Here is a 14,453-nt window from a genome sequence, read left to right as displayed (position 1 = left end):
GCCGTCGCGACGGCCACCCCCTCTCGCGGTTCGCGGCTCATGCGGCCAGAGCCACCGCCCCGACCGCCGGCGTACGCAGCACCCGCCGGGCCGTCCCCAGGCTCGTCCCCAGCGTCACCGCCGCCGACACCGCCACCATCGTGAGCCACACGCCGAGGAACTGGCCGGGCAGCACCGCGTCGGTACGCACGACCGTGAACGGCACCACCCCCGCCAGCGCGGCCACCGTGCCGAAGAACACCCCCGTCACCGTCAGGATCACGCCCTCGGCGCCGACCACGCCCAGCACCTGCCCGGGCGTCGCCCCCGCCAGCCGCTGCTGCCCGAACTCACGGGAGCGGTACGTCGTCGCCGCGTACAGCGAGTTGACCAGCATCACGCAGACGAACACCGCGATGATGCCGACCACCGTGAGATTGAGCGTCTCCAGGTTCTTGGCGTCGACCGACTTGACCAGGCCGGAGGCCTCCACCGCGTCGCTCTCCACCGCCTGCATGGTGACCGTCGCCGTCGACACCGCCGTGAACAGGATCAGCGACACCAGGATCCCGGCGAGGTGACCGGCCCGCTCGCGCAGGTTGCGCACGGCCAGCCAGCCGCTCGCGCCGTTCAGAGGCAGCCGGGCGAGCACTCCCCTCAGCAGTCGCGGCGACAGCAGCGCGAAGCCCACCGACAGCAGGATCGCCCCGTAGGCCGGCGGCGCCATCAGCGCCTCGTCCGTCGCCGAGAACAGGAAGGTGGCACAGGCTCCCGCGGCACCGGTGCCCAGCGCGGCGTACGCCGGCCAACGCTTGGCCCCGGCCCGCTCCCGGCCGCCCCGCGTCAGGCGCCGCACCGCCAGGAGGGCGGCGCCCGCCGACGCGACCAGGGTGATGCCCACACCGCTGATCAGCGCGATCGGGCCGAAGGAGTACTCGACGGACCGCGCCACCTGGCCGCCGTCCTGGAACATGTCCAGCAGCGCCCGCCCCCCGAGCGTCGCCGGACCGATCGCCAGTCCCGCGCCGGCCACGGCCACCGCCACCGCCTCACCCACGACCATCCGCCTGATCTGGGCGGGGGTCGCGCCCGAGCAGCGCAGCAGCTCCATCTCGGCGGTGCGCTGACGCACGTTGACCGTCAGCGTGGAGGCCACCGCGAAGAACACCAGCAGGGTCCCGTAGCCGCCCACGACCCCCGCCGCCGTGCCCAGCGTGTCCGAACTGACCGAGTCCACGCCGTCCTGTCCGGCCGTGTCGTGCATCGAGTTGAACACCATGATGATCGCCGCGCCCAGGAAGGCGGACAGCAGCGTCGCGAGGAACCGTCCGGGGCGTCGCCGGATCGACCGCAGGGCCAGTACGAACATCGTTCACACCCCCGCCGGGACGTCGTCGCCCAGATGCGCCAGCCGCTCCGCGACCGCGTCCGGGGTGGGGAAGTCCATCCGCCCCGCCAGCCGTCCGTCGGCGAGGAAGACGACCGAGTCGGCGTACGAGGCGGCCACCGGGTCGTGCGTCACCATCACCACGGTCCGGCCGTGCACCCGCGCCGCCTCCCGCAGCAGCAGCATCACCTGCCGCGCGCTGCGTGTGTCGAGCGCGCCCGTGGGCTCGTCCGCGAAGATCACCCGGGGCTCGGTGACCAGGGCACGGGCGATCGCCACCCGCTGCCGCTGACCGCCGGAGAGCTGGTCGGGACGGTGACCGAGCCGGTCACCGAGACCCACCGCGGTGAGGATCTCCCGGGCCCGCTTCCGATCGACCCGGCGCCCGGCGAGCTTCAGCGGCAGCACCGTGTTCTGCGCGACCGTCAGCGTCTCCAGCAGGTTGTACTGCTGGAACACGAACCCGACCCGGCCGCGCCGGAACTTCGTCAGCTCCGCCTCGCCGCCCCCCGTCAGCTCCTTGCCGTCCACGCACACGACGCCGCTGTCCGGCCGGCCCAGACCCGCCGCGCACTGCAGCAGCGTGGACTTGCCCGAGCCCGACGGTCCCATCACCGCGGTGAACGTGCCGCGCCCCAGGCTCAGCGTCACGCCGTCCAGGGCGGTCACGGCGTTCTCCGCGCTGCCGTAGGTCCTGGTCACCTCGACGAGCCGGAGTGCCTCGGGGGCGGGGCCCGGGTCGTGGTCGCCTCGTGTGCCGGAGCGGAACATCGTCATCACCTTCCGTGCGGCACGCCCTGTGCGGTGCCTCGCCGACGACGCTACGGAGCCGGCGGCCGCGCCACACTGGGCGCAGAGCCCGTATCGGGGGGTGTACCCAGCGACACCCCGGCCCGCGTACGCCACGATGACCGCCACGACCGACGGAACAGCCCGGATCGCCGAACCCCGGCCGATCGCCTTCGACGGCCACGGCGTGGTGATGTCCCGTTCACCCGCCCACCAGCACCACCTCCAGGGTGCGCGGACCGTGCACCCCCTCCACCCGGTCCAGTTCGATGTCACTGGTCGCCGAAGGACCGGAGATCCAGGTCAACGGGCGCGTCGGATCCAGGCGTCCGAGGGCCTGCGACACGGCGGAGACCACCTGGTCCGGCACCCGTACGACGCAGATGTGATGGTCGGGGACGAGGGTGATGCGGCGGCGGCCCTGGTCGGGGGAGCCGTCCAGGACGATCGTCCCGGTCTCGGCGACGGCGACGGCGCAACCCGTGACCACGCTGTCGACCCGGTCGAGTTCGTGCGGGGTGCTCGCCGCCACGTCGTGCACGCGGGTCGCGTCGACGGCCTCCAGCCAGTGGGGCGGCAACCCGGGCGGCACCACCACGCTCCGTGAGCCGTGTCCGGCCAGCAGCCGCGCCAGCAGGCCGGGCAACTCCCCGTCCGCGCACCGGTGCACGATCGCCCGGTACTCCGCCAGGTTCTCGGCGAGCAGCTCCACCGTCTCCGCGACGGTCCGCCGCCCGTGCTCGCGCGCGTAGTCCCGCGCGACGGCGCGCTCGTACGGCGGGTCGTCGTGCGGCACGTCCGCGAGTGCCCGCCGCACGCGGCCGAGAACGCGTTCCCTGCTGCCCGCGCTGTTCACTTCGCCCCGTCCTTCCCACCGTGGGTGCGCTGCCACCAGTCCCGGAACGGCTCCACGGGCACCTCCGGGAGGTCCCGGGCGCCGCTCCACGCGCGGCCCGGTCCCGGAAGGGTGCGTGGATGCAGGCGACGGGTGCGCGACGCCAGCCGCTGGCCGGTCCGCAGGGCGCCCGGGTGCGTGAACGCCCACTGCGCCGCCCGCATCGCCGCCCGCTCCGCGGCATGCCCCTTCGCCGGTTTCAGGACGACCCTGTTGCCCTGCCGGACGGCCGGCCCGCCCTGCACCACCCGCTCCCGCAGGTGCACCAGCACCTCGGGGATGTCGATGGCGACCGGACACACCTCGTAGCAGGCGCCGCAGAGCGAGGACGCGTACGGCAGGGAGGCGTCGACCTCGCTTCCCGTACCCCTGAGCTGAGGGCTGAGGATGGCGCCGATCGGGCCCGGATACACCGAGCCGTAGGCGTGACCCCCCGCCCGCTCGTAGACGGGGCAGACGTTCAGGCACGCCGAGCAGCGGATGCAGCGCAGGGCCTGACGGCCGACCTCGTCGGCGAGGGTGTCGGTGCGGCCGTTGTCCAGCAGGACCAGGTGGAAGACCCGCGGGCCGTCCTCGTCGGTGGTGCCGGTCCACATGGACGTGTACGGGTTCATGCGCTCGGCCGTCGAGGAGCGGGGGAGGGTCTGCAGGAAGACCTCCAGGTCCTGCCACCTCGGCACGATCTTCTCGATGCCGACGACGGAGATCAGGGTCTCGGGCAGGGTCAGGCACATCCGGCCGTTGCCCTCGGACTCCACCACGACGAGCGTGCCGGTCTCGGCGACCATGAAGTTGGCGCCGGAGATGCCGACCCTGGCCCGCAGGAACTTCTCCCGCAGGTGCAGCCGGGCCGCCTCGGCGAGTTCGGCGGGCGTGTCGGTCAGGCCCTCGGGGGCCGGGCGGCCCCACTCGCCCATCTCGGAGCGGAAGATGTCCCGGATCTCACCGCGGTTGCGGTGGATCGCCGGCACCAGGATGTGCGACGGCCGGTCCTTGCCCAACTGCACGATCAGCTCGGCGAGATCGGTCTCGTAGGCGTGGACGCCCTCCGCCTCCAGCGCCTCGTTGAGACCGATCTCCTGCGTCGCCATCGACTTGACCTTGACGACCTCACGCTTCTCCGTGTCACCGCCGCCGGTCGCCTTCACCAGGTCCGCGACGATCCGGTTGGCCTCCTCGGCGTCGGCGGCCCAGTGCACGGTCCCGCCCGCCGCCGTGACCGCCTCCTCCATCTGCACCAGGTACCGGTCGAGATGGCGCAGCGTGTGGTCCTTGATCTGCTTCCCGGCCTCGCGCAGCGCCGCCCAGTCGTCCAGCTCCGCGACCGCGCGGACCCGCTTGTCCCGGATGGTGTGCGTGGCGTGGCGCAGATTCCCGCGCAGCGTCGGGTTGTGCACGGCCCCACGCGCCGCCTCGGGAAAGGCGGGGAACGCCGGCATCCCCAGATACGTCCCGCTCATACGGTCGCCGCCTCCTCGGTGCCCGCCAGGATCTCCGCGATGTGCACCGGCCGCATGCCGGTCCGCAGCCGCGTCATGGTCCCGCCGATGTGCATCAGGCAGGAGTTGTCGGCCGCGCACAGCACATCGGCGCCGGTGGACTCGGCGTTGCGCACCTTGTCCACGCCCATCGCCGCCGAGACGTCGGAGTTCTTCACGGCGAAGGTGCCGCCGAAGCCGCAGCACTCCTCCGCGCCGGGCAACTCGACCAGCTCCAGCCCCTTCACGGCCTCCAGCAGCCGCCGGGGCCGGTCACCGAGACCCAGGCTCCGCAGCCCGTGGCAGGTCGGGTGGTACGTCACGGTGTGCGGGTAGTACGCCCCCACGTCCGTCACCCCCAGCACGTCCACGAGGAACTCCGTCAGCTCGTACGTCTTCGGCACCACCGGTGCCAGGGTCGCCGCGAGCGTGTCCCCGCGTCCCTCGGCCCGCGCCCGTTCGCCCATGCGCGGATACAGCTCCCGCACCATCGCGCCGCACGAGCCCGACGGCGTCACGACCGCGTCGTAGTGTGCGAAGACGTCGGCGAAGTGCCGGGCCAGCGGCTCCGCCTCGTGCCGGTACCCCGTGTTGTAGTGCGCCTGCCCACAGCAGGTCTGGGCCATCGGGAAGTCGACGTCGACACCCAGTCTGGTCAGCAGCCTCACCACGGCACGACCGGTGTCCGGATAGAGCGTGTCGTTGACGCAGGTCAGGAACAGGGCGACACGCATCGCGGCTCCTTGTGGTCGATCGGCTCGAACGGTCAGCCCGAACGATGTGATCATCGGATGAAGCGCAGGGTAGTCGGCGTATCGAGCCAGGGGGAGACCACGGGCGGCGGGTCGGGCCTCGGTCGCCCGCCCCTGACGGAGGTCCTCCCACGGCGGCGCGGGTAATGTGAAGGCCTTCCGGCCGCCCCTCGTCCCTGGTGCGCTGTTTCTGGTCCGACCCTGGAGGTCCCTGCCCGATGGCCCATTCGGTGGGTATCAAGGACGTCGCCCGCGCCGCCGGAGTCTCCGTGGGCACGGTCTCCAACGTCATCAACCGCCCCGACACCGTCGCGACCGAGACCCGCGCGCGCGTGCAGTCCGCGATCGACCGGCTCGGCTACGTCCGCAGCGAGTCCGCGCGCCAGCTGCGCGCCGGCCGCAGCCGGATCATGGGGCTGCTCGTCCTGGACATGGGCAACCCCTTCTTCGTCGACGTCGCCCGCGGCGCCGAGCGGGCGGCGCGCGACGCCGGGCTCGGCGTGATGGTCTGCAACAGCGCCCAGGACCCCGGGGAGGAGGCCGAGTACCTCTCGCTCTTCGCCGAGCAGCGGGTCCGGGGCGTCCTGCTGACCCCGGCCGACGCCACCGGCCGCAACATCGAGGGCTTCCGGCGCCACAACATCCCCTTCGTACTGGTCGACCGGGTCGCCGACGGCACCACCGAGTGCTCGGTCTCCGTCGACGACGTCGCGGGCGGCGCCCTGGCGGTGCGACACCTGGTGGACGCCGGACACCGCTCCATCGCCTACGTCAGCGGCCCGCCCGGACTCCACCAGGTGCGCGACCGCCGTACCGGCGCCCTGCGGGCGCTCGCCGAGGCCGGGCTCGCCCCCGACGCGCTGCGCGAACTGCCCACCGAACGCCTCGACGTCGCCGCGGGCCGGGACGCAGGTGCCCGCCTCCTCGGCCTGGCGGACCGGCCCACCGCCGTCTTCTGCGCCAACGACCTGCTCGCCCTCGGTGTCCTGCAGGCCCTGTACGCCGCCGGGGTCGACGTCCCCGGGGACCTCGCGATCGTCGGTTACGACGACATCGAGTTCGCCGCCGCCGCGGCCGTCCCGCTGACATCCGTGCGCCAGCCCGCGGTGACCATGGGCGCCATGGCCGCCGAGCTCCTCCTGGAGGAGACGGAGCCGCGGGCTTCGGACCGGGCCCACCCGCACCGGCGGGTCGTGCTCCAGCCCGAACTGGTGGTACGGCGCTCCAGCCTCGCCGCCCGCTGACCCGTCGTTCAGCACGATTTCGCGATCCCGGGGGTCGGCGACCGCAGAACCATGTGCTGAACTGGGACACGGCCGAAAGAATCCGTCCGCACGGCCCGACCGCACGACCTGTCCGTCTGTCCGTGCGACCTGTCCGTGCGACCCGTTCACACGATCCATCCGTCCCGGGAGCCCCGTTGAGTCTCAGCTACCGTCAGCCCGGCGTCGTCCTCACCGACCGCCGTTTCACCGTGCCCCTCGATCACGCGAACCCCTCCGGGGAGACGATCGAGCTGTACGCCCGTGAGGCCGTCGCGAGCGACAAGGCACACCAGGACCTGCCGTGGCTGGTCTACCTCCAGGGCGGCCCCGGCTTCGGGGCGAACCGTTTCATCGGCCGCCCCGCCTGGCTCGGCCGCGCCCTGAAGGAGTACCGGGTACTGCTCCTCGACCAGCGCGGCACCGGCGCCTCCACGCCCGCCAACCGCCAGACGCTCCCGCTGCGCGGCGGCCCCGCGGAGCAGGCCGACTACCTCACCCACTTCCGCGCCGACTCCATCGTCCGCGACTGCGAGACGATCCGCCCCCAGGTCACCGGCGGTGCCCCCTGGGCCGTCCTCGGCCAGAGCTTCGGCGGCTTCTGCACCGTCGCCTACCTGTCGCTGGCCCCCGAGGGCCTGAGCACCGCCCTGATCACCGGCGGCCTGCCCTCCCTGGACGCCCACGCCGACGACGTCTACCGGGCGGCCTACCCGCGCATCCAGCGCAAGGTCGCCGCGCACTACGCCCGCTACCCGCAGGACGTCGAGCGCGCCCGCCGCATCGCCGACCACCTGCTCACCCACGACGTCGTCCTGCCGAACGGCTACCGGCTCACCACCGAGGCCTTCCAGTCCCTCGGCATCGTCCTCGGCGGCGGCGAGGGCAGCCACCGCCTGCACTTCCTCCTGGAGGACGCCTTCGTCCGCACCCCAGGGGGACACGAGCTGTCCGACGCGTTCCAGGAGCAGGCGCAGAGCCTGCTGTCGTACGCCGGCCACCCGCTCTACGCCCTCGTCCACGAGGCCATCTACGGCCAGGACGCGCGCCCGACGAACTGGTCCGCCGAGCGGGTCCGTGCCGAGTTTCCGCGCTTCGACGCCGCGAAGGCGCTCGCCGGTGACGAACCGCTGATGTTCACCGGCGAGTCCATCCACCCCTGGATGTTCGACTGCGACCCGGCGCTGCGCCCGCTGCGCGAGACCGCCGAGCTCCTCGCCGCCCGCACCGACTGGACACCGCTGTACGACCCCGCCCGACTCGCCGCCAACGAGGTCCCGGCCGCCGCGGCCGTCTACCACGACGACATGTACGTGGACACCGGCCACGCGCTGAGCACCGCCCGCACGATCCGGGGCCTGCGCACCTGGGTCACCGACGAGTTCGAGCACGACGGCGTACGGGCCGGCGGCCCCCGCGTCCTGGACCGGCTGCTCGCCCTCGCCCGCGACGAGGCCTGAACGGCGGGTCCTGGAGGACGACGTGTCGATTCCCGGGGGGAGGACGGCGGCAGGGACTAGGGTGCGGGCATGACGGAGCCGACCAGCACCCGACTGGAGCCCATGCCTGGCGACTGGCGACGGGCCCTGGCCGTCGTCGCCCACCCGGACGACCTGGAGTACGGCTGCTCGGCGGCGATCGCCTCCTGGACCGACGAGGGCCGCGAGGTCGCCTACGTCCTCGCGACCCGGGGCGAGGCGGGTATCGACACACTGGCGCCCGCCGAGTGCGGCGCCCTGCGGGAGCGGGAGCAGCGGGCGAGCGCGGCCGTCGTCGGGGTGGGCGAGGTGGAGTTCCTCGACCACCGCGACGGCGTCATCGAGTACGGCACCGCCCTGCGCCGCGACATCGCCGCCGCGATCCGCAGGCACCGGCCCGAGCTGGTCATCACCCTCAACCACCGGGATACCTGGGGCGGCGTCGCCTGGAACACCCCGGACCACGTCGCCGTCGGCCGCGCCACGCTCGACGCGGCGGGCGACGCCGGCAACCGGTGGATCTTCCCGGAGCTGACCGAGCAGGGCCTCGAACCCTGGGACGGCGTGCGCTGGGTCGCCGTCACCGGTTCCTCCTCGCCCACGCACGCCGTGGACGCCTCACCGGGTCTGGAGCGCGCCGTCCGCTCCCTGCTCGAACACCGCACGTACATCGAGGCGCTGACCGACGAGGACCCTCAGACGTACGTGCGCCGATTCCTCGTCGGGTACGCCGAGGCCGCCGCGGAGCGGTTCGGCGGGAAGCCGGCGGTGACCTTCGAGGTCTTTGGCCGATAGGACGGGAAGCCCTGACCGGGCCCGGGGCCGCCGGCGTCCCGTCGGTCCGTATGCTCGACGCCATGCGAGAACCCACTGCCGACCAGCGAGAACCCACCGCCGGCCAGGCGGAACTGCGCGGCGACTGCGAGCGGTGCTTCGGCCTGTGCTGCGTGGCCCTGCCCTTCGCCCGCTCGGCGGACTTCGCCATCGACAAGGACGCGGGCAAGCCCTGCCCGAACCTCCGGGACGACCACCGCTGCGGCATCCACGCCCGGCTGCGGCAGAGCGGATTCACCGGCTGCACCGTCTACGACTGCTTCGGCGCCGGTCAGAAGGTCTCGCAGGTCACCTTCGGCGGCCAGGACTGGCGCACCGGCCCGCCGGAGCGCACCCGCCGGGTCTTCGACGTGTTCCCGGTCGTCCGCCAGCTGCACGAACTGCTCTGGTACCTGACCGAGGCCCTGGCCCTGCCCGCCGCCCGCCCCGTCCACGCCGACCTGCGCCGGGCCCTGACCGACACCGAGCGCCTCACCGAGGGGTCCCCCGAGGAGCTGGCCGCCCTCGACGTGGCCGCGCACCGGCAGCGGGTCAACGTCCTGCTGCTGCGCACCAGCGAACTGGTGCGGGCCGGCACGCGCGGCAAGAAGAAGAACCGTCGCAACGCCGACCTGATGGGCGCCCGCCTGCGGGGCGCCGACCTCGGCGGTGCCGACCTGCGCGGTGCCTACCTCATCGCCGCCGACCTCACCGGCGCGGATCTGCGGGGCGCCGACCTGATCGGCGCGGACCTGCGCGACGCGGACCTGACGGACGCGGACCTGACGGGTGCCTTCTTCCTCACCCAGCCGCAGCTCACCGCCGCCCGGGGCAGCGCGGGCACCCGGCTGCCGGGCTCAGTCAGCCACCCGGTGCACTGGACAGCGGGGACCTGAGCCGGCGTCCCCGGCGGTGGACGGCCGGCCCGGTGCCGATGACGATGCCGCGTCATCCGGTGCCGTGTCGTCCGGTGCCGACCGGTCCGGTGCCGCGCCGGAGCGGCCGGCCGTGGCGCGCCGGCCCAGTCGCAGTCGCAGTCCCTCCGGCATCAGCGTCAGCCGCTCGGTCACCCGCAGCCGGTAGTCCGGCTCGGGCAGCAGCTCGTAGCGGCGCAGCAGGAGCCCGAGGACCAGCGTCGCCTCGTGCAGCGCGAACTGCCGCCCGATGCACGCCCGCGCGCCCGTCCCGAACGGTTTGAAGGTGTGCGGGGCACGGGCCCGTACGGCCTTGGCGCCGAAGCGGTCGGGGTCGAACCGCTCGGCGTCGGGCCCCCACACCTCGGGGTCGCGGTGCAGCATCCCCGTGAGGACCAGCGCCCAGGCACCCCGCCGCATCGGATACGTCCCGCCCAGCACCGTGTCCTCGCGAGCCTCCCGGGCGAAGGCGGGCGCGGTCGGCCACAGCCGCAGCGACTCGTCCAGCACCCGGCGTACGTAGCGCAGTTTGGCCACCTGCTCGTAGCCGGGCGCCTCCGTGTCGCCCCAGACGCGGTCCACCTCGGCGCGGGCCCGGGCCGCGACGTCGGGGTGCCGGGAGAGGTAGTGCAGGGCGAAGGAGAGCGCGCCCGAGGTGGTCTCGTGACCGGCCACCAGGAAGGTGATGACCTGGCGGCGGATGTTCTCCGGCGACAGCCGCTCACCGGTCTCGGGATGAGCCGTGTCCAGCATCCGGTCGAGCAGGTCGCCCTCGCCACCCTTGCCGCCGGCGCCCCGGCGGGCGCGGACCAGGTCGTCGACCGTGCGGTCGAGGTAGGCGATGTCGGCGGTGTTGCGGCGGCTCGCACCGCGCAGCAGCCACGGGGCCAGCGGCGCGGGCACGGTGTTCAGGCGCTGCGCGTAGGTGAGCGTGCCGACCATCGCGGTGACGAAGGAATGGAGGCGGGGGCGCTCGAAGGAACCGAAGTCGTGCCCGAACCCGGTGCGCGCGATCGTCTCCAGCGTCAGCTTGGTCATGTCACCGGGTACGTCCACCGCCCGGCCCGCCGCCCGCGCCCGGTCCCAGTGGTCCGTCAGCCGCCCGGCCACGTCCAGCATCATCACGTGGTAGCCCGCCATGGCCTCCCGGCTGAACCCGGGCGCCAGCACGTCGTGCGCGAGCTGCCAGTTGGGCTCGTGGTTGTACGCCGTGAAGAGCCCGTCCCTGACCACCGGCCGCAGGTTGGCCACGCCGAGGCCCACGTGCTTGGCGAACCGCGCCTCGTCCGCGAGGTCGGCGACGAGTCCGGCGCCCCACACGAACACGAACTCCTTGCCGAAGGCCCGCCGCCGGAATATCGGACCCAGCCGCCGGGCGTACCGCAGCGAGTCCTGTATCGGCGTGCGCCGGCCGGCCCCCACCACATCGCCGAGCAGCGGCACCCGGTACGGCGGACGAGGGACGCGGCGCAGTTCTGGCCAGCCCAGCTCGGCGCTGCGGAACCCCTTCGGCAGTCCGTCCCGGGCCGTTTCGTTCGTCGTCCCCGCCATGGCGCGACCTCCCTTGACGCAGCGGCGTGTGGCACGTGCCGAGGCAAGCGCGTCGTGTGTTGTACATGGATTCAATAACGCGCCTCAGTCTCGTCCCGTTGTTGAACCGGCGTCAAGTAAAGTGCGGGCATGGCCGCGAACGATGGTGAGCGCACCCGCCGACGGCTCAGCACCGGGGAGCGCAGGGAGCAACTGCTGTCGGCCGGCGCGCGACTGTTCTCGGAGAGCCCCTACGACGAGGTGTGGATCGAGCGGGTCGCCGAGATCGCCGGAGTCTCCCGCGGGCTGCTGTACCACTACTTTCCGACCAAACGGGACTTCTTCGCGGCGGTCGTCGAGCGCGAGAGCGAGCGCATGCTGCGGATGACCGCGGCGGTGCCCGGAGTTCCGGTCCACGAGCAGCTCACCGCGGGCCTCGACGCCTACCTGGAGTACGTGCGCGCCCACGCGCACGGCTACCGCGCCTTCCATCGCGCCGACGCCGCCGGGGACCGGGCGGTGCGCCGCGTCTACCAGCGGGCGCTGGACGCGCAGGAGCGGCAGATCCTCGCGGCGCTGGCCGCGGACCCGGAGTTCGGCCCGGCCTTCGGGGCGCGGACCGACGTACGGCTGGCGGTGCGCGGCTGGCTGGCCTTCACCACCGCGGTCTGCCTGGAGTGGCTGCGGGACCCGGAGCCGGGCCGGGAGCAGGTGCGCGACCTGTGCGCCCGGGCCCTGCTGGGCGCCATTAGGCCGTGAGCGCCCCCGTTGCACTTCGTAACGCGCCCTCAGACCGCTGAAGTGCGCCCTCCGGTGCGCTGAAAAAGTCTCGCGAAGATCACGCCTCCTGGTTGGCGCACACCCCGAAGTCCTATAGGTTAGGTGAGCCTTACCTAATGAGTAGCCGAATCGACCGGCTGAATTGACGACGGAGGTTGGGGATGGGTGACAGCCACACCTGGACGGCCGCGCCTGCGGCGGCGGAGCAGGCCCGCTCCGTACTCGCCGCCGCGTGGTCCTGCGCGGTGACCGCGGAGGGTGGCCGTGAGGAGTTCGTCGGCGCGCACACCGTGGCCGACGACGGCCGGGTGCTCCTGCGCGTGCCCGAGGACAGCGCCCTGCTCGCGGCGGCGATCTGCGCGCCACGCGGGGAGCCGTCCGCCGTGCTGGAGTTCGCCGACGTGGCGCCCGTCCCGGTCCGCGGCCGGATCAGGGCCCGGCTCTGGCTCGCGGGCCGGCTCACCGTGGAGGACGGCCACTTGGCGTTCACGCCCACACGCGTGGTGCTGCGGCAGCCGTCCGGTGCCGTGGTGGTCGACCTCGACGAGTTCGCCGCCGCGGGTCCCGACCCGCTGGCCCTGGCCGAGGCCCGGCTGCTGACCCATCTCGCCGACTGCCACGGCGACGCGGTGGAGCGGCTGACCCGACTCGTCGACGCCGACAGCCTGCACGGCGCGGTCCGGGTGCGGCCGCTCGCGGTCGACCGGCACGGACTGACGCTGCGCATCGAGCGCGTCCGCGCCCACGGTGACGTACGACTGCCCTTCCACGCGCCCGCCGACGACGTCACGCAGCTCACGGAGCGGATGCACGTGCTGCTGACGCAGGCGAGCGCCGCCGCCTGCCCCCGGGCCCTGCAGTGGCAGCGCACCGACCGCGACGGGTGAGGTGCACGGCCCCGCCGACGCCGGCCGGCCCAGGCCGCTCCGTCAGGGGGAGCGACGCGCGGCGCGCCCGCGGTTCCGCTTCCGCAGCCGCGCCCGCAGCCCGTCCCGCAGCCGGGTCAGCCGCGGCATGCGTTCGCGCAGTTCGCGCGTGTGTGCGTCCAGTTCCTCCAGGAGCCGGCGTGAGCGGTGCTCGGTGTCCATCTCGTCGATGACACGGTTGACCTCGGTCAGTACCGCGCCGTGCAACTGCCAGTGCAGGGGGCTGCGCTGGACCTCCGCCAGGAGCAGCTCGGCCAGCCTGTCCCGGGTGACCGCGGCCTGCCGCAGCTCCGCGGAGAGGCGCTCCTCGGCGGACTCGGCGTCCTCGCTGGCGCTGGTGGTGACCAGCACCGCGAAGCTGACCACGGCGTCGGCGATCTCGGACAGCAACTGCTGGATGGTGGCGCCCGTCTCCGGCCCGAACAGCGGGTCCGGCTCCCGTTCCTTCGCGAGGTCGGTGAAGGTGCGGGCGAGGACCCGCATCACCACCGTGCAGATCTCCAACGTGTCCAGACCGGTCCGCAGTACCACCCGGTGGAGCAGCCCCTCCCGCACGCGGGGATTGAGGCGGAGGCTGTCCTCGGCCTGCCGGAGGTCCTCGTCCACCTCGCCGATGTCATGGTCGAGCCGGCGGGCCTCGTGCAGCCGGGCCGCCGCCTCGTGGAACGGGGTGCTGTCGGCGGCCTCCTCACCCATGCGCAACATCAGCTGCCGCACCCGCCGGGCCAGCCCCTCGATGGACTCGCCCGCCTGCTCCACCCACACCGGAGGGGCGAGGACCAGGTTGAAGGCCAGCCCGACGGTGGCCCCGATCAGCGTCTCCACCACCCGGGCCCACGCCAGGCTCCCGTGCGAGGTCACACCGAGCACCAGCATCGCGCTGATCGCCACCTCGGCCACGAACTCGTGCGCCCGCACCAGATGCCCGACGCCCAGCGCCGCCACGATCACCAGGCCCAGACTCCACCAGCTCAGCCCGACCAACTGGCTGAAGCCGATGGCGACCAGGACGCCGGCCACCACGGCGTTCACCCGGCGGAAGCTCATCTTGAGCGTGGCGTACAGGGTGACCTGGACGACCAGCAGCGCGGTCAGGGGTGCGGTGAGCGGCGCCGCCGACTTGTCGGGGGTCAGCCGCACCGCGATGACATAGGCGATCGAGGCCGCGGTCGCCGAGCGCAGCGCCTGCACGACCATGGGGTCCCTGAGCCACTTCACCCGCCGCAGAGCCGCAGCCGCACTCTTCCGCACATCCCGCATCCTCGGGCTGTTCCCTTCCCCAGGCGCCTCGAACGTATCCGGACAGGACGGTAACCGGACAAAGGTGGCAGAAGTGGTTCTCACGCGCCGTGGGCCGGCGGTAGCCGTGGAGAGGTGATGTCAGCGGATTTCGGCGAGTGTGCGTTCATGGCATGAATTAAGAAGAGAAGGAAGTCGCGTGCCGGAGCCCGGCAGAGGTATGTTGCAGAC

13 protein-coding genes are annotated in these 14,453 nt (G+C 73.0%); 6 read left to right on the top strand and 7 right to left on the bottom strand.

What is annotated here, in order from left to right; genetic code table 11:
- Positions 1 to 37: 37 nt before the first annotated feature.
- From QC283_RS38960 to QC283_RS38940, 5 genes are all read right to left on the bottom strand, one after another.
- Complete coding sequence (locus QC283_RS38960) at positions 38 to 1,348, bottom strand: ABC transporter permease (RefSeq protein ID WP_279566532.1); 1,311 nt, start codon at positions 1,346 to 1,348, stop codon at positions 38 to 40.
- Between the two features lie 3 nt (positions 1,349 to 1,351).
- A complete protein-coding gene (locus tag QC283_RS38955) occupies positions 1,352 to 2,143 on the bottom strand; it encodes an ABC transporter ATP-binding protein (RefSeq protein ID WP_279566531.1) in 792 nt (263 codons plus the stop codon).
- A 214-nt stretch (positions 2,144 to 2,357) separates the two neighbouring features.
- Positions 2,358 to 3,011, bottom strand: a complete 654-nt coding sequence (locus tag QC283_RS38950) for a LutC/YkgG family protein (RefSeq protein WP_279566530.1) — start codon at positions 3,009 to 3,011, stop codon at positions 2,358 to 2,360.
- On the bottom strand, positions 3,008 to 4,510 hold the full coding sequence (locus QC283_RS38945) for a lactate utilization protein B (RefSeq protein ID WP_279566529.1): 1,503 nt from the start codon (positions 4,508 to 4,510) through the stop codon (positions 3,008 to 3,010). Before QC283_RS38945 ends, QC283_RS38950 begins: the two co-directional genes overlap by 4 nt.
- Entirely contained in the window at positions 4,507 to 5,262 is a 756-nt protein-coding gene (locus QC283_RS38940) for a (Fe-S)-binding protein (RefSeq protein ID WP_279566528.1), read from the bottom strand. Before QC283_RS38940 ends, QC283_RS38945 begins: the two co-directional genes overlap by 4 nt.
- 236 nt (positions 5,263 to 5,498) lie before the next feature.
- Between QC283_RS38940 and QC283_RS38935 the strand changes: the two genes are divergently transcribed.
- From QC283_RS38935 to QC283_RS38920, 4 genes are all read left to right on the top strand, one after another.
- The gene (locus tag QC283_RS38935; protein ID WP_279566527.1) at positions 5,499 to 6,524 is read left to right on the top strand and encodes a LacI family DNA-binding transcriptional regulator; all 1,026 of its coding nucleotides are present in this window, start codon (positions 5,499 to 5,501) and stop codon (positions 6,522 to 6,524) included.
- A 176-nt stretch (positions 6,525 to 6,700) separates the two neighbouring features.
- Positions 6,701 to 8,002, top strand: a complete 1,302-nt coding sequence (locus tag QC283_RS38930; protein WP_279566526.1) for an alpha/beta fold hydrolase — start codon at positions 6,701 to 6,703, stop codon at positions 8,000 to 8,002.
- A 69-nt stretch (positions 8,003 to 8,071) separates the two neighbouring features.
- A complete protein-coding gene (locus QC283_RS38925) occupies positions 8,072 to 8,815 on the top strand; it encodes a PIG-L deacetylase family protein (RefSeq protein WP_279566525.1) in 744 nt (247 codons plus the stop codon).
- Positions 8,816 to 8,877: 62 nt separating this feature from the next.
- The gene (locus QC283_RS38920; RefSeq protein ID WP_279566524.1) at positions 8,878 to 9,729 is read left to right on the top strand and encodes a pentapeptide repeat-containing protein; all 852 of its coding nucleotides are present in this window, start codon (positions 8,878 to 8,880) and stop codon (positions 9,727 to 9,729) included.
- Here the strand turns inward: QC283_RS38920 and QC283_RS38915 are convergent.
- Complete coding sequence (locus QC283_RS38915) at positions 9,691 to 11,298, bottom strand: cytochrome P450 (RefSeq protein WP_279566523.1); 1,608 nt, start codon at positions 11,296 to 11,298, stop codon at positions 9,691 to 9,693. The genes QC283_RS38920 and QC283_RS38915 overlap by 39 nt on opposite strands.
- A 129-nt stretch (positions 11,299 to 11,427) precedes the next feature.
- Between QC283_RS38915 and QC283_RS38910 the strand changes: the two genes are divergently transcribed.
- Positions 11,428 to 12,036 (top strand): TetR/AcrR family transcriptional regulator, encoded by a 609-nt coding sequence (locus QC283_RS38910; RefSeq protein WP_279566522.1) that lies wholly within the window; start codon positions 11,428 to 11,430, stop codon positions 12,034 to 12,036.
- 182 nt (positions 12,037 to 12,218) lie between these two features.
- Positions 12,219 to 12,944, top strand: a complete 726-nt coding sequence (locus tag QC283_RS38905) for a DUF2470 domain-containing protein (RefSeq protein ID WP_279566521.1) — start codon at positions 12,219 to 12,221, stop codon at positions 12,942 to 12,944.
- 42 nt (positions 12,945 to 12,986) lie between these two features.
- Here the strand turns inward: QC283_RS38905 and QC283_RS38900 are convergent, their stop codons facing one another.
- Positions 12,987 to 14,243 (bottom strand): FUSC family protein, encoded by a 1,257-nt coding sequence (locus tag QC283_RS38900; RefSeq protein WP_279566520.1) that lies wholly within the window; start codon positions 14,241 to 14,243, stop codon positions 12,987 to 12,989.
- Positions 14,244 to 14,453 lie beyond the last annotated feature (210 nt).

The sequence above is a fragment of the Streptomyces sp. DH41 genome, assembly GCF_029813785.1.
GTDB lineage: Bacteria > Actinomycetota > Actinomycetes > Streptomycetales > Streptomycetaceae > Streptomyces.
Note: the sequence above shows the minus strand (reverse complement) of the source record. Positions and strands in the feature narration are given on the sequence as shown.